General features: G+C 64.4%; 20 protein-coding genes. 4 read left to right on the forward strand and 16 right to left on the reverse strand.

What is annotated here, in order from left to right; all coding sequences use genetic code 11:
• Nucleotides 1–92: 92 nt before the first annotated feature.
• Genes IWX65_RS00005 through IWX65_RS00020 form a run of 4 tightly spaced genes read right to left on the reverse strand, consistent with a single transcriptional unit; the run spans nt 93 to nt 3,638 of the window.
• Nucleotides 93–1,559, reverse strand: a complete 1,467-nt coding sequence (locus IWX65_RS00005) for a lipopolysaccharide biosynthesis protein (RefSeq protein ID WP_196880449.1) — start codon at nt 1,557–1,559, stop codon at nt 93–95.
• Nucleotides 1,560–1,562: 3 nt separating this feature from the next.
• Complete coding sequence (locus IWX65_RS00010) at nt 1,563–2,459, reverse strand: glycosyltransferase family 2 protein (RefSeq protein WP_196880450.1); 897 nt, start codon at nt 2,457–2,459, stop codon at nt 1,563–1,565.
• A gap of 1 nt (nt 2,460) precedes the next feature.
• Nucleotides 2,461–2,868 carry a DUF2304 domain-containing protein gene (locus tag IWX65_RS00015; RefSeq protein WP_196880451.1) on the reverse strand — a complete coding sequence of 136 codons (408 nt, stop codon included), beginning with the start codon at nt 2,866–2,868 and terminating at the stop codon, nt 2,461–2,463.
• Complete coding sequence (locus IWX65_RS00020; RefSeq protein WP_334683550.1) at nt 2,865–3,638, reverse strand: glycosyltransferase family 2 protein; 774 nt, start codon at nt 3,636–3,638, stop codon at nt 2,865–2,867. The genes IWX65_RS00015 and IWX65_RS00020 overlap by 4 nt, the downstream gene beginning before the upstream one ends.
• Nucleotides 3,639–3,807: 169 nt before the next feature.
• Between IWX65_RS00020 and IWX65_RS00025 the strand changes: the two genes are divergently transcribed.
• Nucleotides 3,808–5,886 carry a DUF6541 family protein gene (locus IWX65_RS00025; RefSeq protein ID WP_196880452.1) on the forward strand — a complete coding sequence of 693 codons (2,079 nt, stop codon included), beginning with the start codon at nt 3,808–3,810 and terminating at the stop codon, nt 5,884–5,886.
• A gap of 48 nt (nt 5,887–5,934) precedes the next feature.
• Here the strand turns inward: IWX65_RS00025 and IWX65_RS00030 are convergent, their stop codons facing one another.
• The 6 genes from IWX65_RS00030 to IWX65_RS00055 all read right to left on the reverse strand — a co-directional run bounded on the left by IWX65_RS00030 (nt 5,935) and on the right by IWX65_RS00055 (nt 12,260).
• Nucleotides 5,935–6,984: an ABC transporter substrate-binding protein gene (locus IWX65_RS00030; protein ID WP_196880453.1), complete on the reverse strand. Its 1,050-nt coding sequence runs from the start codon at nt 6,982–6,984 to the stop codon at nt 5,935–5,937.
• 90 nt (nt 6,985–7,074) lie between these two features.
• Nucleotides 7,075–7,824, reverse strand: coding sequence for an ABC transporter ATP-binding protein (locus IWX65_RS00035; protein ID WP_196880750.1), 750 nt, complete (start codon nt 7,822–7,824; stop codon nt 7,075–7,077).
• 8 nt (nt 7,825–7,832) lie between these two features.
• On the reverse strand, nt 7,833–8,714 hold the full coding sequence (locus tag IWX65_RS00040; protein ID WP_334683582.1) for an ABC transporter permease: 882 nt from the start codon (nt 8,712–8,714) through the stop codon (nt 7,833–7,835).
• Between the two features lie 10 nt (nt 8,715–8,724).
• On the reverse strand, nt 8,725–10,737 hold the full coding sequence (locus tag IWX65_RS00045) for a glycosyltransferase (RefSeq protein WP_196880455.1): 2,013 nt from the start codon (nt 10,735–10,737) through the stop codon (nt 8,725–8,727).
• Nucleotides 10,734–12,005: a UDP-galactopyranose mutase gene (gene glf, locus IWX65_RS00050; RefSeq protein ID WP_334683551.1), complete on the reverse strand. Its 1,272-nt coding sequence runs from the start codon at nt 12,003–12,005 to the stop codon at nt 10,734–10,736. Before glf ends, IWX65_RS00045 begins: the two co-directional genes overlap by 4 nt.
• A 24-nt stretch (nt 12,006–12,029) precedes the next feature.
• Nucleotides 12,030–12,260 carry a hypothetical protein gene (locus IWX65_RS00055; protein ID WP_196880457.1) on the reverse strand — a complete coding sequence of 77 codons (231 nt, stop codon included), beginning with the start codon at nt 12,258–12,260 and terminating at the stop codon, nt 12,030–12,032.
• A gap of 179 nt (nt 12,261–12,439) precedes the next feature.
• On the opposite strand from IWX65_RS00055, the gene IWX65_RS00060 reads away from it, so the two are divergent.
• Nucleotides 12,440–16,453 (forward strand): FtsK/SpoIIIE domain-containing protein, encoded by a 4,014-nt coding sequence (locus IWX65_RS00060; protein ID WP_196880458.1) that lies wholly within the window; start codon nt 12,440–12,442, stop codon nt 16,451–16,453.
• Here IWX65_RS00060 and IWX65_RS00065 read toward each other — a convergent pair.
• On the reverse strand, nt 16,450–16,869 hold the full coding sequence (locus IWX65_RS00065) for a hypothetical protein (RefSeq protein WP_196880459.1): 420 nt from the start codon (nt 16,867–16,869) through the stop codon (nt 16,450–16,452). The two genes, IWX65_RS00060 and IWX65_RS00065, sit on opposite strands and share 4 nt — an antisense overlap.
• A 234-nt stretch (nt 16,870–17,103) precedes the next feature.
• Between IWX65_RS00065 and IWX65_RS00070 the strand changes: the two genes are divergently transcribed.
• Complete coding sequence (locus tag IWX65_RS00070; RefSeq protein ID WP_026533500.1) at nt 17,104–17,352, forward strand: WhiB family transcriptional regulator; 249 nt, start codon at nt 17,104–17,106, stop codon at nt 17,350–17,352.
• A gap of 164 nt (nt 17,353–17,516) precedes the next feature.
• On the opposite strand, the gene IWX65_RS00075 is transcribed toward IWX65_RS00070, so the two are convergent.
• From IWX65_RS00075 to IWX65_RS00090, 4 genes are read right to left on the reverse strand one after another with little or no spacing between them, the layout of a single operon-like run.
• Nucleotides 17,517–18,995 (reverse strand): sensor histidine kinase, encoded by a 1,479-nt coding sequence (locus tag IWX65_RS00075; protein WP_196880460.1) that lies wholly within the window; start codon nt 18,993–18,995, stop codon nt 17,517–17,519.
• Nucleotides 18,996–19,010: 15 nt separating this feature from the next.
• Complete coding sequence (locus tag IWX65_RS00080) at nt 19,011–23,846, reverse strand: NAD-glutamate dehydrogenase (protein WP_196880461.1); 4,836 nt, start codon at nt 23,844–23,846, stop codon at nt 19,011–19,013.
• A gap of 47 nt (nt 23,847–23,893) precedes the next feature.
• Entirely contained in the window at nt 23,894–25,219 is a 1,326-nt protein-coding gene (locus IWX65_RS00085) for an AAA family ATPase (RefSeq protein WP_196880462.1), read from the reverse strand.
• Entirely contained in the window at nt 25,216–25,872 is a 657-nt protein-coding gene (locus IWX65_RS00090; protein ID WP_334683552.1) for a hypothetical protein, read from the reverse strand. Before IWX65_RS00090 ends, IWX65_RS00085 begins: the two co-directional genes overlap by 4 nt.
• Before the next feature lie 141 nt (nt 25,873–26,013).
• Between IWX65_RS00090 and IWX65_RS00095 the strand changes: the two genes are divergently transcribed.
• Nucleotides 26,014–26,238: a helix-turn-helix domain-containing protein gene (locus IWX65_RS00095; RefSeq protein WP_196821155.1), complete on the forward strand. Its 225-nt coding sequence runs from the start codon at nt 26,014–26,016 to the stop codon at nt 26,236–26,238.
• Nucleotides 26,239–26,276: 38 nt separating this feature from the next.
• Here the strand turns inward: IWX65_RS00095 and IWX65_RS00100 are convergent, their stop codons facing one another.
• The gene (locus tag IWX65_RS00100; protein ID WP_196880464.1) at nt 26,277–26,828 is read right to left on the reverse strand and encodes a hypothetical protein; all 552 of its coding nucleotides are present in this window, start codon (nt 26,826–26,828) and stop codon (nt 26,277–26,279) included.
• Between the last annotated feature and the right edge of the window lie 64 nt (nt 26,829–26,892).

The raw sequence follows: 26,892 nt of genomic DNA on the forward strand, positions 1-26,892 counted from the left end.
CCGCTACGACAAATACGCCACCACATTCCTTGGCGGAGTGCTACTCACCGCAGTAGTCACATTCCACCGAGTACACAATTAACAGACACGACCTAGTCCCCCGCGGTTTCCGTGGTTCGTTCGGCGTCGCTTGCAGCCACCTGCTCCGCGGCGGAGCCGGAACGCCTGCGCCGGAGCCAGAGGAGGCCGGCAACGCCGAGGGCGACGACACCCGAGGCCAACTCCACCACTCCCCACAGGGAGGTGACCGGGGCGAACCAGAGAACGGCCGCGTAGAGCACGTGGGCTGCTCCGCAGTAGAGGAAGACCGACGAAGGCCACGCATCCGCCGGCGTATACCTGCGGACAGCGATCAGGTAGCTTGCACCGAGTAGGGCGAAGCCCGCGGCGTGGACCGCGGCCAACAGAGCCAAAGCGGGCGTCGTCGCGGGAAGGAGCGCAAGGAGAGTAGTCAGTAACAAGACTGCGGGAGTGACGAAGGCCATCAGACGCGTCCGGTGCACGACGTACAGCACGTTACCGGCAACCAGGAACAGCGCGTAGCCCAGGGACACCACGGGCAGGATCTGCGCAACCTGGACCAGTGACCCGGGGTCCGTCGTCAGCACATGGGCGCCGACATTGGCGGCGGAGGTGGCCAGCAGACCGACCACGAGTGCGATGACGGCGGCTTCACCGGCCACTTCCCGTATCCTCGCCTGTAGCTCAGCAGGATCCGCGGACATGATGCGGGTGGACCAGGAATTGTTGAGCGCATTGAGGATCGTCAACGGACCGAGTGCAAAAATCAGTACGGCACCATACTGGCCGGCCATCGAGGCTCCCGACAGCTGCGCCAGCAGCAGGACTGCGCCCTGTGTCAGGAGCATGAGGGCGCCGGTGTGCGGCAGCAGGGGGCCCGCTATCCTCATGGACGCGCGGGTCATGCCTGGCACCTTCCACGGCAGACGCGGCCGCACGAGGACCAGGGCGACGACGACGGACACCACCACGGCGGCTCCGTAGGCAACGATGTATACCAGAGCCGTCCTGCCCGCGACGAGGATCGCCCCGAGTCCCGCGAGGTTCGCGAGGACCGACGAACAGACGCTGAGAACCACGAAGGCCACCGGGCGGTCCTGTGCCCTCAACACCGCCTGCGCGCCGAGTACGGTGCCGAGCAACCCGATGATGACCATTGCCAGCACGATCGTCCAGGGAGTCCCGGTGACGTCGCTCCTTCCGAGGAAGCCGGCACCGACAGCGAGGACGCAACCCACCGCGAGGCATGCGATTGTCAGGAACCCGTACATGGCGAGTGACCGGTTGCGGCCGTTGTCCTGGTCGAACCACAACTGGCTGATCGCGAGCGGCAACCCTGCCGACAGGAGGACGACGACGACCTGGATGAGGACGATGGAGGTGGCTACCAGTCCCCACTGGAGTTCGCTGAGCAGCCGGATGGCGAACGGCTGGATCAGGATCAGGCCAAGACCCTGGAGAAGGGACCCGAACAGGTAGAGGAGGGCAGACCTCCTGCCCGCGATCCCGCGCCGGGGAGTCTCCTGCCGGTCAGTCACGCTCTACGGTTTGACGGCGTGGGTGGCAAGCTTCTGCAACCCGTTCCACATGCGCTTGTCGATGACTTTGGGCGCAAGAGTGAGTGCGTGAAGGCGAGACGAGACGTGGAGCCGCGCGGCCCGCGTCGCTTTCTGCCACCCCAGCCGCTGGAAGTCACGAACACACTCGTCGAAGAACGCGCGTTCCTCGGCGAACCTCCGCCCGTCGAGGGCCTTCACCGAGGAATCGGATTCGCGGTGCCGCCGGTACTGGAAGCACATGGTGTCCATGACCATCAGCTTGCCGCCGTCCATGACGATATCCATCGCCAGCGCGAGGTCCTGGACGACGTCGTACTGCTCGCGGAAGCTGTGCTTCCGGATAGCGTCCGAGCGCCAGGCGACTGACGGGAAGTAGAGCCAGTCCCCGGTGATGAGGCTCTTGGCGACAGCCTCTCCGGCAAGGACGGCGTCGCTGCTGTCTCCGACGGCGCGCCGCCTGAGGTAGTCCTTGACCTTGTCGCCGAGTGGCCGGTAGACAGCGCCGTTCTCGTCGATGACCTCGACGCCGGGCTGGACGATGCTGACCGTCGGGTCCGTGAACCCGCGGCGTACCGTCTCGAGGTAGTTCGGCAGCATGATGTCATCGGCGCCCATGATGACCACATACTCGTGTTCGATCAACGAAAGGCACTTGCGGTAGTTGCCGTTGGCACCCAGGTTCTGCTCGTTACGCGAGTAACTGATGCGGCTGTCGCCGGCGGTGAGGCCCGCGAAGTAGGCGGGGAGCGATTCGTCCGGATAGCCGTCGTCGACGATCGTCAGTTTGAAATCCCGGTCGGCCTGGGAGAGGACCGAATCAACCGCGGCCTTCATCATCGCCACATCACCGTAGTAGGGCAGCATTACATCAATCGTCACGTCATTCTTCCTTCGATGGGTGGCTCAGGTCTTGTGGGTGCGCGCGGCCGGCGGGAGGGGCTGTCACGGGGTAGCGCTGCAGTTGTTCGATGGCTGTGCGGAGGATGGAGACCTCTTCTGCGAGGATGCGTGTTTCGTCCTCGAGGATGGTCAGTTCACGTGAGACATGGAGGCTGACGCCTACCAGCAGCAGGATCGAGAGGGCGAACAGGAGGTTCGAGGGGACGATCACTCCGACGAGCGATGCCGCCCAGTCGAGCAGCCGAGGAAAGAAGCCGAGGATGATGGTCAGGGTTCCGATGACCAGCCAGAGGATGGCGTACTTTTCCCGTAGCTTGCCGTTGCGCAGCATCAGCAGAACCACCACGACCATCAGGATCGACGAGATGAGGGAGAAGGCGACGCTCATGCCTGGACACTTCCTTCGCCGGCAATGTCCCCCGACGACGGCACGAGGTGTTCACGGGGCGACTTCCTCCTTGCAAGCGCGAAGCACAGCACCAGTCCGGACCTCGCAAGATACAGCGTCGCTTTCCACGGGCTCTGGCTCGGGGTTCCTGCCTGTCGGGCTTTCATCTCCACCGGCACCTGCGTGACAGTACAGCCGGATTTGATGGCCACTACTAGTGAATCGATCGTGTCTCCGAGGTATTCAGTAGGGAAATGCTCAATGTACTGGTGCAGGGCCCGCTCGTTGGCTGCTCGGAAGCCCGATGTGACATCGGTCAACCGGGTGCCGGCGACCTTGGAGATCACCTGCGCAAGGAAGGCCATGGCCCAGCGCCGTGGACCTTTGGCATCGTAGCTGCCCCGGCCCGCGAAGCGTGCGCCGATCGAAATGTCCGCGTGGCGCAACCCTGCCACCACCCGGTCGATGTCATGCGGATCGTGCTGGCCGTCGGAGTCGACCTGCACCACGGCGGAGTAACCGTTGCGGATCGCGTACTTGAAGCCGGTCCGCATTGCACCGCCGACGCCGAGGTTGAACGGCAGCTTGAGTACTGTCGCTCCGGCCTGCCGTGCGATCCATGCTGTCTGATCCTTCGATCCGTCATCGACCACCAGAATGTCGTGGTGGGACGCGATTTTTCGAACCTCACGGATGGTGTTTCCGATGGCCTCAGCTTCGTTCCACGCTGGCATGACGATGAGAACGCCCGAACGCGTTGAGTTGCCCATGATGTGCAATCATAGCAATACACCGTCGACGTTCTTACTCTGACGTGGGGTGACGTGACCGGAAGCGAGCTCAAGTTCGCAGGAAGCTCCCGGCCCTGACCGGCCTCCCGGCTTCGACCCGGACTGGGCGCAGGGCACGGCAAGCGTGCGACTAGAGGAGATTGAATATATGAGCTGGTGGGCAACCATCCCTACCCTCGCGGCGACCCTGGTGGTTTTCTTCGTTCCGGGTCTCCTCATCCTGGCGGCGGCAGGTGTCCGCCGGCTCAACCTGGTAGCGCTGGCTGCGCCGGTGTCGACGTCGGTCGCGGCCTGCCTGGCCATCGTCCTGCCGTATGCCGGGCTTCCTTTCAACCCGGTCTCCTACTTCGCCTTCAGCGTCCTCGCAGCGGCAGGCACGCTCCTCGCCCGATTCCTCCTGATGCGACGCAGCGCATCCGATAAGAGCCGGACCGCCAAGAGCCGGACGGCGTCGTGGGGCGCATTGGGGGGCAACGGACGCCTCCTTGACAGTGATTACCCCCGCTGGATTGCCATACTCGCCGTGCCGATCGCCGTGATCTTCCCGGCGATCATCATCGCCGGGCGCTACATCGCGGCCTTCGGCTCTCCGGACAATTTCTCCCAGACGTTCGACAACGTCTACCACCTCAATGCGATCCGCCATATCGCCGAGACACAGAACGGGTCGACGTTGACCCTGGGCAACCTCACCGACGCATCACAGGCCCTATATCCGGCGGCAATGCACGATTCCATGGCGCTCGTGCTGATGTTGGGCGCCCCGTCGGTGATGGCCGTGGTCAATGTGGGAACCATCGTCACAGGGGCCCTCGTGTGGCCCCTCGCCTGCATCTTCCTCATCAGCCGGATCATCGGCTACCGACCGATCCCCCTCCTCTGTGCGGGGGTCCTCTGCGCAGGTTTCAGCGGGTTCCCCTACCTGATGGTCGCTTTCGGCGTGCTGTATCCCAACCATGCAGCCATCGCCCTGCTGCCCGTGGTGCTCGGCCTGCTTATCGAGGCCGTCGGGATGTCGAGGGCACGGCCGCTTTCCGGCTGGCCGGCTGCGATCGCCCTCGTTGCCACGCTTCCCGGTCTCGGTCTCTCACATCCGAGCACGGCGGTTGCCCTGCTGGGATTCGGTGGACCGGTCGTCGTTGCGCGGCTCATCCGGTCATGGCTGGGCGCCCGGGCCGGCACGGAAAGCAGGCGGGCTGCCTATTTATGGCTTGCCTTCACCGCCGGTTATATCGTCGTCGTCGTGCTCGCCTGGATAGCGGTCAGGCCCAGCCTCGCCTTCGCCCCCTGGACGCCCTTCCAGTCCAATGCACGGGCCATCGGGGAAATCCTCGGAAGTGCTCCCATGGGAGCGACAACGGCCTGGATCCTCCTTCTCCTCACGGGAATCGGCCTGTACGTCATTGCGCGGCAGCTGCGCACCTACTGGTGGGTTGCGGCCATGTACGGCGTCGGCGGCCTTCTCTACATGGTGGTGTCGAGCTGGAGCCTCGGTGCCTTCCGTACGTTCCTCACCGGCGTCTGGTACAACGACAGTTTCCGTCTCGCCGCACTCCTTCCCGTGGTGACCCTACCCGTCATCGTGCTCGGAGCGGAGTGGCTCGCCTGGCGCACGCGGGCACTCTACGTCCTGCTGAGCTCGCAGCACTCCGCGACCGCCGCCCACCGCCAGCCGTCCGTCGTCGGGCGCGCAGCCCGCCTGCTGCCGCAGAGCCTGCAGAACGTGGTGCCGGTGGCCCTGATCCTGCTGTTGGGCTTCGGAACCCAGGGCGGGACGCTCGCCGGCGTGCAGGACCGGATGCGCGAGGTGTTCGAAACGACCGAGGGCTCACCGTTGCTGACGGAGGACGAGATCGCGCTGCTGGAGAGGGTGGACGACTATGTTCCCGAGACCGACGTCATCGTCGCCAACCCCCGGACCGGTGCTTCGCTGGTCTATGCGTTCTCCTCGAGCGAGACGATCGCGCCGCACATCTTCGGTGAACGTACGCCTGAGGAGCAGACGCTCCTCGACCACTGGGGCGAAGCAGCCTACAACACGTCGGTGTGCTCGGCCGTCAGTGAATTGAATGCCTACTGGGCGCTGGATTTCGGGAACCAGGAGATCGTTCCAGGCGAGGAGCCGTTCATCGGGCTGCGGGACCTGGTCGACGAATCCGCGCCGGGAGTTGAACTCGTGGCTGAAGAGGGAGACGCCCGGCTGTTCCGCATGACTGCCTGCAGCTGATCGCCGGGGTAGCGCGTGAATTCCGCTCCCGCCCCGGCAGTACGAGCACTAGCTTCCCGCGTAGTAGGCGGCCTTCGCGAGTTCCGGAATGAAGTTCCGCCCGAGCCAGCGGATCCCGAGGGGTGATCCGGTCTCGAGGGCAGCGGTGTACACATCCCTCGTGGCGTAGGCGACGGATTCCCTGCCCGCAGCCGGAGCCTCGGCGAGCAGGTCGAGCTCGTCGAGTTCCTCCCGCTGGGATCGTTCGATCGAGGCGATGACGATATCGGTGTCCAGCTCGGCGCCCCTGTCCCTGGGCCACTGGAGAGTGACCGGCCCCGTGCCGTCCTCGACCAGGAGTGCCTGAGCCTCGGACGTGGCGATCAGAGGGCCGGCTACGAGGCCGAAATCCTCGAGGATGCGGACCGGGTTGCTTGCCTCACCGTAGACCTCGAAATCCGCTCCAAGAGCTGTGGAGAGGCCCACGAACAGGAAGGTCGTGCCGGGAAGGTCGGGATAATCGGACACCGATTCAGCCATGTATTCGGTGGTTTCCTCTTCCAGTTCAGCACCCGCCCGGCTCTGCCCCAGCGCCTGGGCCACCATCATCACGGATGTCCGCCAGTCCGTATTCAGTGCCGCCCCGGTACTGGCCACCACAGGCGCGATCTCCGTCAGTTCGTCGTACTGCGCCTGGGTCAGGTCCGAGTTGACGGCCAGGATGAGGTCCGGCTCGAGATTCTCGATCTGCGGTATCGAGAGGTCCACCTCATCGGGATAGAGGACCGGCATCGGGGACGACAGTTCCGCCAGCTCGACGACGAACCACGGCGTTGCGTTGGAGCCCGGCATTCCTATCGGGACAACCTTGAGCGAGAGGCAGACGTCGGCGCTCGAGGCTCCGATCGTGGCGATCCGCTGCGGAGCGGACCTGATGACTGTTTCACCGAATCCGTGCCTGATCGTCACCGGGAACTCCGTAGACGGCGGTACTGCCTGCGCTGAACCTTCATCCGGCGAACTGCACGCGGTAAGTGCTACGGGTAGGGCTGCAAGCCCCAGCAGCACGCTCCGCCGGCTGGGTCCGCTCCCCGCAGTACTTCTGAAATGGTGCGTCATGATCCAACCTTCAACTCAAACATGGGCATGGTGTGCGTCTTCGTCCTTCTGTCGGATCACGGGCGTCTCTTCCGGGAGCCGGGTGGGCGGCTAGTCATCGGCACGCGAGCGACGGCGCAGTTCGGCGACCACATCCCCCACAGGCCCGTCTGCAATCAGCTTTCCATGTTCGAGCAGGATCCCCCGCTCGCAGACCGTTGACACGAGGTCGAGGTCGTGGCTGACCACCAGCAGCGTCTTGCCTGCCGCCGCCAGTTCCTTGATCTTGGCCAGGCACTTCCGCTGGAACGGCTCATCACCGACGGCGAGGATCTCATCGACGAGGAAGATTTCCGGATCTGTGTGCACAGCGATGGAGAAAGCCAACCGAAGGTACATACCCGATGAGTAGAACTTCACTTCGGTATCGATGAACTCGCCGATCTCGGCGAAATCGACGATGGAATCGAACATCTCATTGATCTTGTGCTCGGACATGCCGAGGATAGCGCCGTTCAGGTAGACGTTGTCCCGGCCGCTGAGGTCATGATGGAATCCGGCCCCGACCTCGATCAGCCCGGCGATCCGGCCCTTTGTCAGTAGCGACCCCCTGTCCGGCTGCAAGACGCCGGAGATGAGCTTGAGGAGTGTCGATTTCCCGGAGCCGTTCAGGCCGAGGAGCGCCACGGTTTCACCACGGCTGACGGTGAACGAGACCTCCTGAAGCGCATCGAACTTCTTCGAGAGATCGCCCTTGCGGCCCTTGACGATCCACACGAGCGCTTCCTTCAGGGAACGCGTATGGCGCAGCACGAACTGCTTCTGGACACCGACACAGACGATCGCCGGATCGTCCACCATTGCCTCCATCACAGCTCCTGCGCGAAGTTGGCCGAGAGGCGCCGGAAGGTGATCTGCCCGAGGAACATGATCAGGACCGTGACCGCCAGCGCGATCGGAGCCCAGACGGTCAGCAGGTCGGGCGGCAGCGGAGCAGCCGCCAGTTCGACGTCCGTGAGCGTGGGGTACCAGAATGCCCAATGGAACAGCTCGACCGCGACGGTCATCGGGTTCAGCTGGTAAAGAAAGAACCAGCGGCCGAGAACGTCTTCGACCATGCTCCAGACATAGAGCACGGGTGAGGCCCAGGTGACGATCATCAGGATCATGTCGACGATATTCTCGGAGTCCCGAAAATAGACATTGGCGGCGCCGAACAGCAGGCCGAGCCCCGTTGCGAGGATCGCCACCAGAAGGAAGGCAATCACCAGTGCCGCGATTTGGACGACTGAAGGAATCCAGCCCACGATCAGGCAGGCGCCCATGAGGACAACCACCTGGGGAAAGAAGTGGACGGCCGAAACCCACACGGCGGCAACGGGGAAGAGTTCCCTGGGCAGGTAGATTTTCCTGATCAGGTCCCGGTTCTCGACGATCGAGCGGGTGGCGTTTCCGAGCGCTTCGGTGAAGAAGTTGATGAGGACGATGCCCGAGAAGAGGTAGATGGCATAGTTCGGTGTGGATCCCTGGAGATTCAGGAAGATTCCCAGTGCCACATAGTAGACAGCGAACTGCAGGAGGGGCTTGAGGTAGGACCACATCAGGCCGAGCACCGACCCGCGGTAACGGACCCGGATCTCCTTGCGAACGAGCAGCTTCAGGAGGAAACGGTCGCGGAGCACGTCGCGCAGTCCGCGTCCTCTTCCCGGGGGGAGCAGCGAATCCGAGGGTCCTGCACTGCTGGAAGTCAGCACTCCCAACTCACAACACCTTCGGCTCTTCACCGGGGACAGCCGCTGCTGTGAACGTCTCGGCCCAGGCCTCACGCCCGGTGAATCGGGGAAGTGCCTCATGGTAGTCCGCGCTGAGCGTGTTCCAGCGAAGAAGCAGCGAGCGGTGCAGTGCCATCGTCCGCAGCAGCATGCTCACGAATTGCTTCCGGTCGCGCCTGTACCAGGACGATCCGGATCCGTCCGACGATGAAACCAGTGCCGAGTCCAGTCCGGTCAGGCGCCACCACCGTGCGTCCATCGCCGGTACCTCGGCCTGGGGATGGGCCCGAGCCTCCGGGTCGACCGCCCGGAACTGGCGAAGCGCCCCGAGTCCGGCACGAAGAAGGGACTCCGCCACGACCACGGGTTCCTCGACCTCCTTACGGATCGACGGCGGCCGGACTTCGGGAAAGGCGCTCCGGTCCGGCTTGATCTGGGCGTCGCTGAAGGTAGCCCGTGTAGCGCGGATCCACGGCAGCCGTTCGCCGATCGTCCGGTGGAGGTGGTCGGGCCCGGACAGGACGTCCTCGAGAGCCTTCAACCGCACCTCCACTGCCGAATACTGCATCGACAGGAGGTGCCGCACGTCGATGGCGAAACTCTCGAACGGCATCCTGCCGCCCTTCGGCCGGGAGGAATGCGAGAGCGTGGCAACCCACCGGTTCCGCTGGTGGTAGTAAGCCTGCCAGTCGATAGTGTCATCCTTCTCGGTCCACGGCATGTGCCACACGGCGGCACCGGGCAGGGTGACCGTTCGATACCCGTGCTGCTGGGCGCGGAGCCCGTATTCGGCGTCGTCCCATTTGATGAAGACCGGGAGCGACAACCCGACCTCGCGGACGATGCTCGTGGGGATCATGCACATCCACCAGCCGTTGTAGTCGACATCCACCCGGCGGTGCATCCAGGGGCTGGTCCTGAGGTTGCTCGCCGCGAAGTCGTGGCCTTCCCTCGTGTTGGCTGCCGGCCCCCAGAAGAACCGTCTCTGATCAACCTGCTCCCCGAAGGTGTGGAGGACCGACCTCTCGTAAAGGTTGAACATATGGCCACCCACGATGGTGGGCTTGGTAGTGAAATCGGCGAAGTTGACCGCCCGCAGGATTCCCTCGGTCTCGATGCTGACGTCGTCGTCGAGGAGGAGCACATAGGTGCTGTCGCCCGCCTCGAGCGTCTCGTGCATGCCCCGGGCGAAACCACCCGATCCGCCGATGTTCGCCTGTTCGACGAGGAGGAACTTCTCGCCCAGCTGCGCCGCGGCGTCGGCATATCCTTCCTGGAGCCTCACCTTGTCGGTGCCCTGGTCGACGATGATCAGGCGGTCCAGCACTTCCATCACGCCGGCGTCGTCGGCCAGGGTGGAGATGTGGCGGAGTGCGTAATCGGGCCGGTTGAAGGTGGTGACCGCGACCGACAGGGAGCCGCGCTGCAGCTGCTTCGACTCCTCGACCGCCCAGGACGCGCCGACCAGGGTGACGTTGTCGACGTGTGCCACCAGATCGAACCAGTACCATCCGCCGTCGACGAAAGCCGTGACGGGAAGATCGAACGAGGCCTGCCCCTTGAGGACGTGCGCGCTGTCGACGCGGTTTGCGACACCGCGCGGGCTCGATCGGTAGACGATCACGGTTGCCTCGGCGTCGACCTCCACCGACAGCCGGACTGACCGGACCTCCGTGTGCTTGCGCCAGTAGCTCGCCGGAAAGGCGTTGAAATACGTGCCGAGCGAGATCCTCCGGAACGCAGGGAGCCGGAGGCTCTCCCGGCCGACGATGAAGTCCGAGCGCTGGTGCGTGCTTTCAGGAAGATGCTCAGGCGCTTTCGGTGCACCTCGCCGTATGGCGCGCTTGGTGTGCTCGACGACGCGCCGTGCGGAGTTGAAGTCGACGTAGAGCGGCAGCACATCGGTATCGCCGTCCAGCGGAAGAACTACGCGCTGCACCACCCGATAGGCGGGGCCGGCCTTTTCCTTGCCAGCGAGGGTGTCGGTCGCCGCAGCACTCACGCGTCCACTCCCCCGCTCTCAAGTGTTGCTCCACCGGTGAAATGCGGCGTGATCTTGTTGTCGAACATTCCCAGCGCCGATCCGATGGCCATATGCATATCGAGGTACTTGTAGGTTCCCAGCCGCCCGCCGAACAGCACCGACTTCTCACCCTTCGCCAGATCGCGGTAGGCGAGCAGCTTGGCCCGGTCGTCCGCGGTGTTGATCGGGTAGTAGGGCTCGTCGTCCTTCTCCGCGAAACGGGAGAACTCGCGCATGATGACGGTGGCGTCCTTGGTGTACGCACGCTCGGGGTGGAAGTGGCGGAACTCGTGGATCCGGGTGAATGCGGCATCCTCGTCCGGATAGTTCATGACGGAGCAGCCCTGGAAATCCTCCACGGGAAGGACCTCCTCCTCGAGGTCGATCGTCCGCCAGGACAGGTCACCCTCCGCGTAGTCGAAGTAACGGTCCACGGGTCCGGTGTACACCACGGGGACCTGCCCCAGGGTCGTCGACCGGGAGTACTCGTGTCCCTCGTCGAAGAAGTCGGTATTGAGCTGGACGGAGATGTTCGGGTGGTCTGCCATCCGCTCGATCCAGGCCGTGTAGCCGTCGACGGGGAGCCCCTCGTACTTGTCGTTGAAGTACCGATTGTCATAGGTGTAGCGGACCGGGAGCCGGGAAATGATCTCGGCGGGAAGGTTCTTGGGATCCGTCTGCCACTGCTTGCCGGTGTAGTACTTGATGAACGCCTCGTAGAGCGGGCGCCCGATCAGCTGGATGCCTTTGTCGTTCAGGTTCTGAGGGTCGGTTCCCGCCAACTCGCCGGCCTGCTTTTGGATCAGCGCGCGTGCTTCCTCGGGCCCGTAGGCCGAGCGGAAGAACTGGTTGATCGTTCCGAGGTTGATGGGCATGGGGTACACCTCACCCTTGTGGCGGGTATAAACCTTGTGCACGTAGTTAGTGAACTTCGTGAAGTTCCCCACATAGTCCCACACGCGCTCGTTGGAGGTGTGGAAGAGGTGGGCGCCGTAGCGGTGTACCTCGATGCCTGTCTGCGCCTCGTTCTCGCTGTAGGCGTTGCCGCCGATATGGTGGCGGCGGTCGAGTACTGCGACTTTGAGCCCCAGCTGGGTTGCAGCTCGTTCCGCGATGGTCAGTCCGAAAAAGCCCGAACCTACGACGACGAGATCAACGTTCACAAAGTCTCCTGGGTTGTTTTGGGCGGCCTGAGTAGCAACTGCCTGCCGGTCAAGGCTACCCGATGCGGTCAGGGATCCCGGCAATGCGCGGCCCGGGCGTCGCCCCCTTCACCAACCGGCGGCCGCCAGGAATTGGGCTCGGAAGGCGGGCACCATGGTTTCGACATAGCGCTTCGTCAGGTGGTTATCGTCGAGATACACGCGGACGTTGCCGACAACGGCGGGCCACGAAGCGGGGCGGCAGATCAGGTCGGTCAGATCCGTCAGGGAGATCGTCGGCGCGGAGGTTAGAAGTTCGCCGAACGGCAGGGCGTCCGTCAGTGCTGAGGTGAATGGCACCGAAGGGGCTTCTGCGGAGAGGCTATTCCGCTTGGCACACGTGCACTTGTCAATCCGGTCGGAATTATCCTGCCGGAAGCTACGGTCGCCCGACCTGTTATTCACATCCCCTGTACCCTCGTCCTTCCGAACTCAGCAGGGCCATACCCTGCAGGAACGGCCACGTCGAGGGAAGGCAGGTGGTTGTAACGCTGCACCTATCGCTGGTCATCGCTGCGCCCCTGGAGCAGCCAATTCGTGAACTCGTGGTCGACACTGCGCTCCTGGACAGCGGGACCAAGATCAGCGACAGCCTGGGGAAGCTCGCCGGAACCCCGCTTCTCACCGTGGCCGGGCTGCCCCTCGAAACGCTCACTCCCGGCGACTTCCCGCTGGTCGACGGAGCCGTAGTCATTGCTGGAGCAACGGCTCCCACCGGCAGGGCACCGGCCCCCTCCCTCGTCTTCGTCGTGCATACCGGTCCCGATGCAGGACGGCTCACCCCCCTGGCGCGCGGCACGCATACGATCGGTCGCGACCATGGCGACATCCCGATCAGTGATCCCGAGATGTCCCGACATCACGCCACCCTGGTCGTCGGCAAAGAACGGATCACCCTCTCGGACGCGGACTCGTCGAACGGCACCTGGGTGGATGGCACCCTGATCACTGAAAGTACGATTACCACCAGTTCCCTGATCGTGTGCGGCTCAAGTACCTGCAGGATCGCGCTGCCCGGTTTTCCCGCAGGCGCCCCTTCCACCCAGGGCCCTTTTGCGGACGGTCCCGCAACGGCCGCTGATCCCTCGGGTGCCGATGTGGATATTCCCCTCGACGTCGAAGCCCCTCCCCCGCCCGAGTTGTCACGGATGCAACTCGTCACCGCCTTTCTTCCCCTGATTCTCGGCGTAGCCCTGGCCCTTTCCACCGGCATGTGGTTCTTCCTGGCCTTCAGCGCACTGTCAGCGGTCACCGGCGTCGTGCCGTTCCTCGCGCGCCGCCGGCGCTCCAAAGCCTTCGATACCGCCGTCGGAAAAGCAGCGGAAAGAGACGGGGAACGACGACGGCGCACAGTAGCGGACGCCGGAGAACTCGCCCTCGCCGCAGAGACCCTGAGGGGGAGGAGATTTCCGCCGCGCTCCCCAACCCCGCCCTCCCGGATCCACCTGCGGATCGGGCTTGCGGACCAGCGCGCCAATGTCACGGTCCGGGGCAGCCTACCGGGATGGGAACCACCCCTTCTGGCGCAGGTGCCCTGCCTGATCCGGGTCGAACTGGATCGTTCCGAGGGAGTGGAGCTGCACTTCCAGGGTGAGCCGTCGGCGCTTCTGGGGCTCGCCCGAGTGCTGCTGTTGCAGATCAGCTTCGGACACGCGGGCGCGGTCTCCATCCTCTGTTGGGGCTCGCTCCCCGACCTTCCGTCGGCCGCCCGGTTCCTCCCCGGCGTGGAGCTCGTCACCCACCCGGGAAGACTGGGACACCTGCTTCGGAACAGTTCCCGGTATCTCGTCTTCGTCTTCGGCGGCCGGCAGCTTCCCGATCCGATCACCCGACCGGCCGCGGTCCTTCGATTCCAGCCGGGCCCCGGGACGGCAGCCGTCGCGGGGACAGCAACAGCCATCGTGGCCCTTCGGGCGGGAAAGGCCATCCTGACAGGGAAATGCGGCGAGTTTTTCCTGACTCCGGATCTGGTGGGGACGCAGTCCTTCGACAGGACCGCGCGTGCGATGGGCGGGATGGGCCGGAAGTCGTTGCAGCCGGCTCCGGGTCACCTTCCCGCGACGGCGGTCCTGCCGGACCAGGGCGACGGATTTCCCGCACCATCCACAGTGCTCGCTCGTTGGCGGGAGACGCAGCAGTCCTCGAGTCTGGGCTGCCCGATCGGTGTCAGCACCGAGGGCCTCCTCCATTTCGACCTGGCCCATCAAGGTCCGCACCTGCTGGTGGCAGGAACCACCGGGTCCGGCAAGTCCGAGTTCCTCCGCACACTCCTCCTGAGCATCGCAGCCAACCATTCACCTGCCAGAGTGAACTTCCTGCTGATCGATTTCAAGGGCGGCTCAGGACTCGGCAAGCTCGCGGGGCTTCCCCACGCCGTCGGGTTCCTTTCCGATCTCTCGACCGAATCCGTTACCCGCTCCCTCGTTTCCCTCCGGGCTGAGTTGGGCCGCCGTGAAGCGATACTGGCGGACCATGGCGTGCAGGACATTTCGGAGCTCTCCCTGCACGCAGGTCACGTCAGCATGCCTCGCCTGATCGTGGTGATCGACGAGTTCCGCATACTGACTGATGATGTTCCCGGTTCGGTCCAGAAGCTTCAGAAGATCGCCACCCTCGGCAGATCCCTGGGACTCCACCTGGTGATGGCAACCCAGCGACCCCAGGGTGCAATCACCCCTGATATCCGGGCCAACGTGACTACTGCTGTAGCTTTTCGGGTCCAGAGCCCGATGGATTCGCAGGACATCATCGGGTCTCCCGCGGCCGCGGTCATCCCGGTCTCCGTGCCCGGGCGCGCCATCATCCGGGTAGGTTCCGACACTCCCGTCCCCTTCCAGACTGCATCGCTTCGCCTTCCGACAGGGCGTCCGGCCGCCTCCGGCCTCGAGGACCTCGAGACCCACCTCAGTGGCCCGGCGCGCGAGTCGATTCCCGGCGGCGAAAGAGCACCAACGGCAGGAACGGCCGGTGACCCGTTGGCGGCAGCGGTCAGTGCAGTAGCTGCTGCCGCTGCAGCCGGCGGTCACCCTTCGCCCCGCCGACCGGTGATGCCGCCGTTGCCCGGATGTTCCGGCGGTGTGCCGGCACAGGAAAGACAGCCCGGAGAGCTCTACCTCGGCGTGCTCGATCTACCCGAACAGCAGGCGCAACGCGGACTGTTCTGGGCACCGGGGCACCACTCACACCTCGGACTCGTGGGTGTTCCCTCTGCGGGAGGGACGGATCTCCTGGCGCATGTCCTCATGGAATGCCTCGATTTCCTTCCCGAGACCCACCTGTACGTACTCGACGGCGATTCCACCCTGGGTTTCGTTTCTGCGCAAAGCCAAACGGGCGCCCATGTCGGAGGTCACGAGGTCAAGCGAGCCGCCCGCGTGCTGGAACGGCTTGCACACCTTCTTTCCTCGAGGCTCACCGCGGGCACGGGCACCGACCGTACCCCGATCCTTCTGGCTGTCTCGGCATGGGGCCGCTGGACCAGCCTCTTCCGAAACAGCCGCTTCTCCTGGGCAGAGGACTGCCTACATGATCTGGTCAGGGACGGAGAAGCAGCACGCATCAGCATCGTCATCACCGGGAACCGGGAACTGGTGTCCAGCCGGTTGTTCAGCCTCCTGCCCAACCGAATCTACTTCCCCGCGGGCGCCGCCGCTGAATCCCTCCTGACCTGGCCGAAACTTCCCGATCTGGAGCCCGTCCAGGGAAGAGGGCTGGTCCAGGGCCGGGTGAACCCGGGCCGGGACGCGGTGGCCCAACTCGTCGTCGAAGGCCGGCCGCCGGCAGGATCCGGACAGTCGCCCACTGTGCTCCCCTTTCCGGTTGCCGCCCTTCCGGTACTTGTCGACCTACCTGCCTCGGTAAAGGGAACGAGCCATGTCCAAGGACTTACAGTTCCTCTCGGGGTGTCGGGCGACAGTCTTGACGTCCTCTCCCTGCAACTGCCCGCCGGTAGCGTGTTCCTTGCGCTGGGAGCCCGTGGATCCGGGCGGAGCAACTTGCTCGACGTCATCGAGCAGGGCGCAAGAACCGGCCCGGGCACAACTGTCCTGCGGGCGGCGGCCACTGTTGACCCGTCGTCCTATTGGAGGCTCCTGGAACGTGGAAGCGGCAATCCGGATCCGCGGAGGTGCGTGCTCCTCGTGGACGATGCCGACGCACTGCCGACGGATGTACAGCCGGTCCTTGCATCCTGGGTCGCTCTGGGAGCCGCTGCAGTACTGACGGTAGTCCCCGGTGCATCGCTGCCGATTCGCGTTCCGCTCGCACTGCAGGCCCGTGCCACGGGAAGGGGCCTTTGTCTCGCACCCCGGAGCCCCCTGGACGGCGACTTCCTCGGTGTGCGGTTCGACCTCGACGGGCGCCCGGGACCTGGGCGGGCATTTCTGGTGGAGCGGGGCACTGTAGTCGAGCTACAGATTTTCCGGAGGCCTCCTGGCCCTTCTCCGTTACTCCGGGCGCCCAGAGCCGCCCCCTCTGCAGCGGAAGGAGACTAGTGGATTCTCGACTCCCCGGTGTTCCGCACCGTGAACGCGACAACCGGCTGGGTGAACAGCAGCACAAGTGCAGTACCGGCGGGGACAAACACCACGATTCCGGCAGCCACGGCCCCCGCGGACAGGAAGGAGACAGAGAAGATGACCAGGAAAATTTGGAGCACCAGCGACGGCGTTCTCGGCCACCGGTAACCGCCCAGAAGCCCGCGCGCGGCCGCCAGAACGCCGGCGGCGAGCAGCAGGAGAAAGACGATCATGAACACCGCTCCCCCCACCGACAGGGGATCAGGCCCCAGGAGGGACAGAATGTAGCCCAGCGCCAGTGCGGCAAGGGCAAGGGCCTCTCCAAGGAGGACGAGCGCCAGGACCACCACTGAGGCGGGACGTCGGGGCAGCGGATCCTGGGGTGTCGACACACGAGCACCCTATCGGAGATACGCGACAGGGACGGCGTTCTCCGGGCAGCGTTATGGACGCTGTGACGCATCGCTCACCAATAGCAGCAATTGGCGGTGCGCAACCCCTTGTTTACCAGTAGGTAACGTGTCAGCCTTAATAGCAGATAAAAGCGGGGGCCAAATTCGGCCCCTTTACTATGTGGCCCTTCGTGAATTTTTTCACAAGCCGGGTCGAAGGAGAATGTGATTAGCATGGATTGGCGTAGCCGCGCTGCGTGTCTGGACAAGGACCCGGAGCTTTTTTTCCCGGTCGGTAACACCGGGCCGGCGCTTCTTCAGATCGAAGAGGCCAAAAGCGTTTGCCGTCGCTGCCAGGTGATGGACACATGCCTCCAGTGGGCGATTGAATCGGGCCAGGATGCCGGCGTCTGGGGCGGTCTCAGCGAGGACGAACGCCGTGCTTTGAAGCGCCGCGCCGCCCGGGCGCGCAGAGCGTCCTGACGGAACCCCTGGTCAACATCACCAGGGAACGGAACGGCCCGGCGGAAACTGCCGGGCAACGACATAACAAGGAAGGACCGCCTCAGGGCGGTCCTTCCTTGTTATCGGGCCGTTCGCTGGGCCAATCCGGAACAGCCGGTCCTGAACTGCCTGGAGAGTCCGGCTCAGGAGCCCTGGTTATGGCTCAGGCCCATCTCGATACTCACGGACGTTCCTCCGCCCTGCCTTGCGCTCCAGGCGATACTCCCCCCGAGTTCGCTGGTGACCAGGGTACGGACGATCTGCAGCCCGAGCCCTTCGGCGTGCCCGCCGGGGGGAAGCCCCGCGCCGTCATCAGCGATGGTGACCTCAAGGATCTCCTCACCGTCATCCGCGGTCCGCCGGTTGGCCAGGAGCCACACCGTGCCTGCCCTTTCGGACAGCCCGTGCTCGACGGCGTTGGTGACCAACTCGTTGATGACGAGCGCAAGCGGCGTAGCGAAGTCGCTGGGAAGTTCACCGAAATCGCCCTGACGCTCGGTGCGCACCGTCTGCGACGGCGACGCGACCTCGGCCGAAAGGCGGAACTGACGCGCGATCAGCTCATCGAAATCCACAACCTGCGACAGACCCTGGGAGAGCGTCTCGTGAACCAGGGCAATGGTCGACACCCGCCGCATCGCCTGCTCGAGACCGAGTTTTCCCTCGTCGCTGACCATGCGGCGGGACTGCATCCGAAGGAGCGCGGCAACGGTCTGCAGGTTGTTCTTTACGCGGTGGTGGATCTCGCGGATGGTGGCGTCCTTGGAAACGAGTTCCATCTCGCGCCGCCGGAGTTCGGAAACATCACGGCAGAGTACCAGGGCTCCGAAACGTTCCTTCTCGTCACGCAGCGGGATGGCACGCAGCGATAGGCTTACGCCTTTCGATCCGATTTCCGTACGCCACGGCATCCGGCCGGTCACCACCAGCGGCAGCGTCTCGTCAACCATCCGCCCGTCCTTGAGCAGCGCGGTGGTGATCTCAGCCAAGGGGCGGCCCTCGAGCGTTTCGACATCGCCGAGCCGACGGAACGCCGACACCCCGTTGGGGCTGGCGTACTGAACGATTCCGTCGACGTCCAGCCGAATCAATCCGTCTCCCACTCGGGGCGCACCTCGGCGCGAGCCTGTGGGCGTTGCGAAATCGGGCCACAGACCAAGCGTCCCCATGCGCAGGAGGTCATAGGCACACTGCCGGTAGGTCAACTCCAGCCTGGACGGCATGCGAGAGCTCGACAGGTCCAGATGGGTCGTGACCACCGCGAGCGTCCGCCCGTTCCTCACCATGGGGACGGCCTCCACCCGCATGGCCATTTCCGTGGTCCAGTTGGTCTCGCCGGAACGCTCGATCTTCTGCGATTCCCACGCCAGTTCGACCAGCGGCTGAAGGTCGGCACGAATCCGCTCCCCCACGAAGTCACTGTGGAAGACGGTGTGCGACGTCGAAGGCCGGGCATGGGCCAGTGCCACGAAACCCCCGCCCTCGAGCGGGAACCATAGCGCAAGGTCCGCGAACGCGAGGTCCGCAACCATCTGCCAGTCCCCGACCAGCAGGTGCAGCCACTCCGCATCGCCGGGACCGAACCCCGGGTACTCCCGTATCGGGTCAGCGAACATTGCCATGATGTCCTCCCCGGCTCAACGCACGATCGAACGCAGCAGGCGAAGTGCTACCGAAAGCGACGAGATGTCGTCACGTTCCAGGCGGTTCACCTCGGCGAACATATTGCTGGCTCGTTTGAGCTGGTCGGCATTCTGGGCCTCCCACTCCTTGAGCCGCAGGCTGGCATCGCCCCCGCACAACTCCCTGGACGCCCGGAGCACCGCTACGGAGATGTCGGCGACGGTCGAATACAGGTCATCACGCAGTGCTGCACGGGCAAGTGCTTGCCACCGGTCGCTACGGGGCAGCTTCGTGATCCGTTCGAGGAGGTTGTCCACCTCGAAACGGTCATAGACGGCGTAGTAGACCCTGGCGATTTCCTCCACCGGTTCATCGACACGCCGGGTGCTGATCGCAATGTCCAGGAGCGCGAACGATTCGAATTGCTCCGCCCAGTGCTGGCCGATTCCTTCGGGAAGCCCCCACTCCTCCGCACGGGCGCTCCACTGTTCCACACGGGCCAGGTCGCAGCCGCGGACGTAGCTTGCCAGCTTCGACCGAAGCGGAGCGATGAGGGGCTTGAACGCCGCAACGTCCTGCTCCACTGTGCTTCCCTGCTCCACGTGGTTCACGAACCAGCGCACCGCCCTGTCAAGAAGGCGTCGCAGGTCGAGGTGGACGGTGGACCAGTGGTCGGTCGGGAAGTCCGCCGGCAGTTCCGCCAGTGCGCGCACCGTCTCATCGAGGTCGTAGATTTCCCGAAGCGCCACGAAAGCCTTCGCAATTCCGACCTCCGGCACCGAGGTTTCCTCCATGACACGGAAGACGAAGGTGATGCCACCGAGGTTGATCATGTCGTTGGCGACCACTGTCGCGATGATTTCGCGCCGCAGCGGGTGCGTATCCAGCACGTCGTCGAACCGCTCCACCAGTTGCTGCGGGAAATACCGCCGCAGCGTTCCGGAGAACCACGGGTCATCGGCAAGATTGCTTCTGGTGAGCGCTTTCGTCAGCTCGATCTTGGCGTAGGCGGCAAGCACCGACAATTCCGGTGAGGTAAGGCCCTGACCCGTCTCGAGCCGGGCACGCAGCTCCGCAGTTGTGGGCAGTGCCTCCAGCGACCGATCGAGGTCGGCCTTTTGTTCGAGCCAGTCCATCAACCGCTCGAAGCTAGGGCTCCACTCCACCACCCGCTGCCGGTCGTTGAGCAACAGGACGTTCTGGTCCACGTTGTCCTGCAGGACGAGGCCGGCAACTTCGTCAGTCATCGAGGCGAGGAAACCCGGCCTCTCGGCTGCTGAGAGCCGGCCGACCTTCACCATACGGTCGACGAAGATCTTGATGTTCACTTCGTGGTCCGAGCAGTCCACGCCTGCGGAGTTGTCGATCGCATCGGTGTTGAGGACAACTCCGGCCAGCGCGGCCTCGATCCGGCCCCGCTGGGTCATTCCGAGGTTCCCGCCCTCGCCGATTACCTTCACCCGCAGCTCGCTGCCGTTCACCCGGATGGCATCATTCGCACGATCCCCGACCTCCGCATGGGTTTCCGACTCCGCCTTGACGTAGGTTCCGATTCCACCGTTGTACAGCAGGTCCACGGGCGCCCGAAGAATCGCCCGCAGCAACTCGGGAGGACTCATGGATGCGGCCGTTCCTTTGATCCCCAGGACCGCGCGTACCTCCTCGGATACCGGTACCGATTTCGCCTGACGTGAATAGATTCCGCCGCCGGTGCTGAGGAGCGTGGCACTGTAATCCTCCCAGCTGGACCGTGGCAGGGCGAAGAGGCGGCGCCGTTCAGCGAACGAAACCGCGGAGTTCGGGTTCGGGTCGAGGAAAATGTGGCGGTGGTCGAAGGCTGCAACGAGCCGGAGATGTTCGGACAACAGCATGCCGTTGCCGAACACGTCACCACTCATGTCGCCCACTCCCACGACAGTGAATGGTTGCGTCTGCGTATCGAGGTCGAACTCGCTGAAATGCCGCTTCACCGATTCCCATGCGCCTCGGGCCGTGATCCCCATGGCCTTATGGTCGTAGCCGACCGATCCACCCGATGCGAAAGCATCGCCGAGCCAGAAGCCGTACTCGCGGGAAAGGTCATTTGCGATGTCGGAGAAGGACGCCGTTCCCTTGTCGGCGGCGACGACGAGGTAGGTATCATCGCCGTCGTGCCTGACTACCCGCTCCGGGGGAACAACGGCTTCCGAACCGTCGGTCGTCGCAAGATTATCGGTGATGTCCAGTAGACCGCGGATGAACGTACGGTAGCTGGACTGTCCTTCCGCCAGCCACGCCGCCCGGTCGACCGACGGGTCCGGCAGCTGTTTCGCGAAAAAACCGCCCTTGGCTCCGGTAGGAACGATGACGGCGTTCTTGACGGTCTGCGCCTTGACGAGTCCCAGCACCTCGGTGCGGAAATCCTCCCGTCTGTCCGACCAGCGAAGGCCACCACGCGCAATCGCCCCGAAACGCAGGTGAACACCCTCCACCTGCGGTGAGTAAACCCAGATCTCGAATTTCGGCCGGGGGAATGGCGCCCCCTCGACCATCGGAGTATTGAGCTTGAAGCTGAGATGCCGTTTGCCCTGGAAGTAATTGGTGCGCGAGGTTGCCTCGATCAGGTTCGCGAAGGTGCGCAACACGCGGTCGGCGTCGAGCGTGGGTACCTGTTCGAGGCCTGCATCGAGCGCCTGACGCGCGCCGTCCGCCGACTCCTCACGGTCACCCTGCGCATCCGGGTCGAACCGTGCCTCGAACAGGGCGACGAGCGCGCGCCCGACGACGGCATTGCGCAGCAGAGTGTCAGCCACGAAGCCGTAGGAATTGGTATTGCCCATCTGGCGCATGTACTTGGCGTAACTGCGAAGGATGAGCACCCGGCGCCAGCTGAGCTTTTCCCGCAGGACGAGCCGATCGAATGTGTCCGACTCGCTGTTCCCCACGACGGCGGCAGCGAAGGCATCCTTCAGGAGGGAGGCGGTGCCCTCGGGATCGACTCCCTGCGGGTACTTCAGGCCCAGGTCATAGAGGAAATATGACTCTCCGTCGGCGCGCTCGATCTCGAAGGGACGCTCGTCGAGCACCTCGAGGCCGAGATTATGGAGGAAGGGCAGAATCTGGGTGAGGCTCTTGGACTCCGTCAGGTAGAGCTTGAGCCGTGCGTCCTCCTCACGCTGGTTCCCGGCGCGCGTCGGTACGTAGATATGCATTCCCGGAGCTCCGACGGCGGACCGGTCCAGGGACTCGAAACGCTCGATGTCCTCAAGAGCGTCCTCCACCTCGTAGTCGACACGGTAGCTCGGCGGGAAGGCTTCGGCCCACAACCCGGCCAACCGCTCGGCGGACTCCCGCGGAAACCGTCCGTGGGCCACCTCGGTGATCCCCTCGGACCAGGAACGCGCGGCCCGGACGAGCCGCTCCTCGAGAGCGGCGGCGTCGACGTCCGCCACTTCGTCGCCGCGGGTCAGCCGAATCCGGAAGAACAACCGCGCCAGGGCGGATTCGCTCATGCGCGCTTCGAAGTCGATCGAGTCAGCATGGAAAGTGCTGCGCAGCTCCTCCTCGAACCGCAGCCGGACGCTGGTGGTATACCGGTCACGGGGAAGGTAGACGAGCGCGGACATGAAGCGGCCGTAGACGTCGGGGCGCAGGAACAGGCGGGTGCGACGACGTTCCTGCAGCCGGAGTATACCCAGTGCCGTGGCTACGAGGTCCTGGACGTCGATCTGGAACAGTTCGTCGCGCGGGTAGGTTTCGAGAATGGACAGGAGGTCCTTCCCGGAGTGGGAATCCGACGGGAATCCGCACCGGTGGAGCACCTCCGTGACCTTGTCCCGGACGATCGGCACGTTCCGCACTGAGCCGGTGTAGGCGCTGGTGGCGAAAAGCCCGATGAACCTGCGCTCTCCGGTGACGTTCCCCTGATCATCGAAGTTCTTGATACCGATGTAGTCGAGGTACGCGGCACGGTGGACGGTGGAGCGTGAATTGGCCTTGGTGATCACCAGCATCCGCTTCTCCCGTGCCTTTGCCCGCCCTGCGCGGGTGAGCTGCTGCAGCTGGCCGCTGGCACCTCCGCCCCGCAGGAGGCCGAGTCCGCTCGAGTCCCGCATGCGGAGTGCATCGATCCCGTTCTCACTGACGAGGTCGTACTCCCGGTACCCGAGGAACGTGAAGTTCCCGTCGTCGAGCCACTGGAGCAATTCCCGGGCCTGATGCAGGTCCGGAATGCCGGCTGCACCCTCTGTCGACGCAAGGGAAGCCTTGATGCTCCGGACCTTGCTGCGCATCGCTGGCCAGTCCTCAACGGCGGCACGGACATCCGAGAGGACGCCGAGCAACCCCTGCACGACGGCGGACCGCTCGGTGTCGTCGGCGACCTTCCCGATTTCCACCGATATCCAGGACTCGATGGACGCGCTCTGGTCAGCAAGGGCCACATAGCCGGAAATATCGGGCAGGGCCGCGGTATCCCCGCTCGACACTCCCGCGACGGAGGGGACGCGTTGCAGGCTGCTGAGCGCATGCGTTCCCCTGCTGCGCGTGGCAACGAAGGTGGGGTGGACGACCAGCCGGATCGCGGCATTGAGCCGCACCAGTTCTGCCGTGACCGAGTCCACGAGGAACGGCATGTCGTCGGTGACAATCAGGACCACACTCGAACCGGACTGGTCGAAGACATCCACGACGGCCTGCCCTGGCGCACGCTTTCCCGCGAGTTCGCGGTGCCTCACCGCCCGATCCTGGAGCACCTGCCCGCTGTAGCTTCCGGCGTCCTCCGCCGCGAGGTGTTCATAGTAATGCCCGATGAAATCCTCGGGGGTTGTGGCTGAAGTGGACTGGTCCGTGGTGCTGGATCCAGACGACATGGAAAACGCCTCCAAAACGAAATTAAAGACCGCACCCTTGCGGCCTCTTACCTTGGAAGACTAACGGGCTTCCTCCAAAACTTCACTTCGTTGTCCCCTGCTCCAACCCGGCGGCGCCGCCGTTGTTCAACAGGCACATCAGCGAGTTCCGCGATGGCTGCACGCAGAGGCGACGACGGCGAGGTTTCCACCAGCGCTGAGCCTCCCAACAGCGCCTTGTCCGCAGCGGCGAAGTCAGCGGGAAGGAAAGCGGCTATCCGGTGTAGCGAACCGAAGCGGTCCCAAGCCTCTCGCAACTGGTGCTCAGGGGATCGCCCGATGGAGCTGGCACGGACCTTGTTGAAAACCACTCTGGGAACTGCCGAGGGTACTGCTTCACGCAGTTCTGCGAGCGCCCGGACCAGCCGCGGCACCCCGAGCGCGTCCGCCGCACCGACAGCAAGGATGGTGTCAGCGAGTTCGAGGCTGCGCAGGGCTGCCCCGTTCCTTCTCGGAGCAGCGGTATCGAAGCTCAGCTCTTCGTCGGACTCCAGGCAGAATCCACAGTCGATGATGGTGACCGCGGCTCTGGAGCGCGCATTGTCCAGCACCCTGGCCAGTGCCGCGGGCCGGAGTTCGGGCCAGCGGTCCGGCCTGGTGATACCGGTCAGCACGCCGAGCCGACCTCCCTGCACTGCCACGGTGGTGATGACACGGGCGAGTTCCGTCGCACCGAATGCGCCCTGGTCAGCAAGTCTGCAGGCCTGGGCGAGGCCCGCGGACTCGTCGAAGAGACCGAGCGAGGCAGCAACGCTTGCACCGTACGTATCCGCGTCGATGAGCAACACCTCCGTGCCGGCCGCAGCGAGCTCGGCCGTCATGTTCACGGCGACGGTGGTTCGGCCCGGAGATCCCGCCGGACCCCATACAGCGATGACCGTTCCTCCACCACGCGTGTCAGGTTGGGCACCTTCCTCGGTGCGCACTGGCTGCAGCGCGGCGGCCGGGTCCGAATACCCTGCGGCGGGACCCTGTCCCACCGGTTGGGCGGCGAGGTTTTCGACCGCTGAAGACACGACGGCGGCAAGCTCCTCCGGCGGAATAGAGGATGGAGCGGTACGTACTCCCAATTGGTCGAGGTGGGGCTGGGGCGAGCCGTCGGTGAGCACCACGACCGCCACACCCGCTCCGCGAAGCCTTTCGAGCATCGTCAGGGTCAACTCGCCTGCACCGGGAGCAAAGATAGCGGCACGGGCGAGGCCGCTTTGACACGCAGCCATCAGCTCCGACAGTTCCTCGCACCGGCGCACGACGGTCACCGGACCCCGTAGCTTTTCGAGACCCGCCACATGGTCACCGGCGGCGGCTCCGACGGTGACGACGGGTATGTTCATGAATTTCCGCCGGGGTTCAGTACCAGGGCGATCGCGGCCTCGTTCGACAGTGCGCCAAGGAGGGCCGGCATGGCCTGATCGTCGACGAGGACGTGCACCAGCGTCGAGGAGTTCGCGCCAAGTGCCGACTCGTTCACGGTGATCTCCGACACCTCGGCGGCTTCAAGGAGAAGGACCGGTTCTTCGAAAGCGGTCCCTTGTCCACGGAGCGAAACCCATACATCCACCCTCGCTCCGGCTGCAGTGCCGGTGGGCAGCGGATCAGTGACGCTCAAACCGACGGGTTTGCGGTCGAGCTCATCCGCTGTGCCGACCGTGCCTCTCGGTACGAGCTCACCCTGCTTGATAAGGCGGGTGGCTATGGGGCTCTCCGGAAGACCATCCGCTGCCAGGACGTAGGACGATTCAAGTTCGCCGAGACGCACGGGGACCACGTCGAAATCATCGGGCACCAGAATTGATCCCACTGCGATGTCGCTCTTCGCGGCGTAGACCCCGGTGGTCCGGTCCGCGCTGCCGATCAGGGCGATGACCCCGGCAGTCGAAGCAAGGACAAGGAGAAGGCCTACCAGAAGGCGTGGATCACGCCACGAGGGCTTCTTCAGCCTCTCCGCGTCGCCGGTCCTGCTGCCGCGTGCACTGTTCGTAGACACTGCGCCCCCTGTTCTCTCCGCCGCGTACAAAACTAGCCCATTGGGGTCGAATACACCCGAGTTGTGGATAAGTAGGTGCGATGACGGTTTGGAATGACATCATTGGGACGAAGTTTCATCCGGCAAAGGAAGGCGGCTGTCGTGGCTGAGAAACGGTTCCTCACCCTCGCAGACGTGGGAGAAGTCCTCAACATCAGTTCGTCCCAGACCTATGCGCTGGTGCGTTCCGGCGATCTGCCCGCCATTCAGGTAGGAGGGCGCGGCCAGTGGAGGGTGGAGACCACTGTGCTCGAGGATTACATCAAGCAGGCCTACGAAAAGACCGCGTCCTCCCTGCGGGACCCGGAGAGCATTACCAACAGCTAGTCCGAAGCGGCGGAAAGGCCCGGCAGCAGCCGGTCCTGTCAGACGAGCGTGACTACTGCTGAGACTGCGGAAAAGGGCATGGTCAGCACGCCCAGAACGTTGGTGGAACGACGCTCCTCACCCGTCGGAACCAGCGCCAGTTCGAGGAAGTCCCGACCGATCCTGTCCAGGACGCCGTCGTACCGGGAATCTGCGCTGCCTGCATACACGCTCACGGACTGCCGGTCCCGGCTCAGAGTGCGGAGTGCCGAGGCAAGTCCGAGCCTCGCGTGTACACGCGTGGGCGCCGCTCCGACGGCCCGGCTCAAGCCCTGGACAACCTGGACTGCGGCGAGCGGTATCAGAACGGAACGGGCGCCCGAGCGCATCACGAGCCATTCCGACCCTACGTGTGAGATGCGGCCCACGAAATCCTGTCCCCCGGCCACCCTCACCGTCACGTCGCTATTACCCTGCCCTGCGAGCCGGGCTGTCAAGGCAAGGCGTCCCTGCTCACTCCGGTAAAGGCTGGCTGTTTCCTCCTCGGACGCCGCCTGAAGGGCAGCCGAGAACTGTAACTCCATGTCATCGAACAGGGCGGCCCAGCGCATGCGGGAAGCCTATGCCGACCGGGGGACTCAGTCAACGCAATCGTTTCACAACAAACACGCTCAA

Source organism: Arthrobacter sp. CAN_A214, assembly GCF_015751955.1.
Classification (GTDB): domain Bacteria; phylum Actinomycetota; class Actinomycetes; order Actinomycetales; family Micrococcaceae; genus Arthrobacter_D.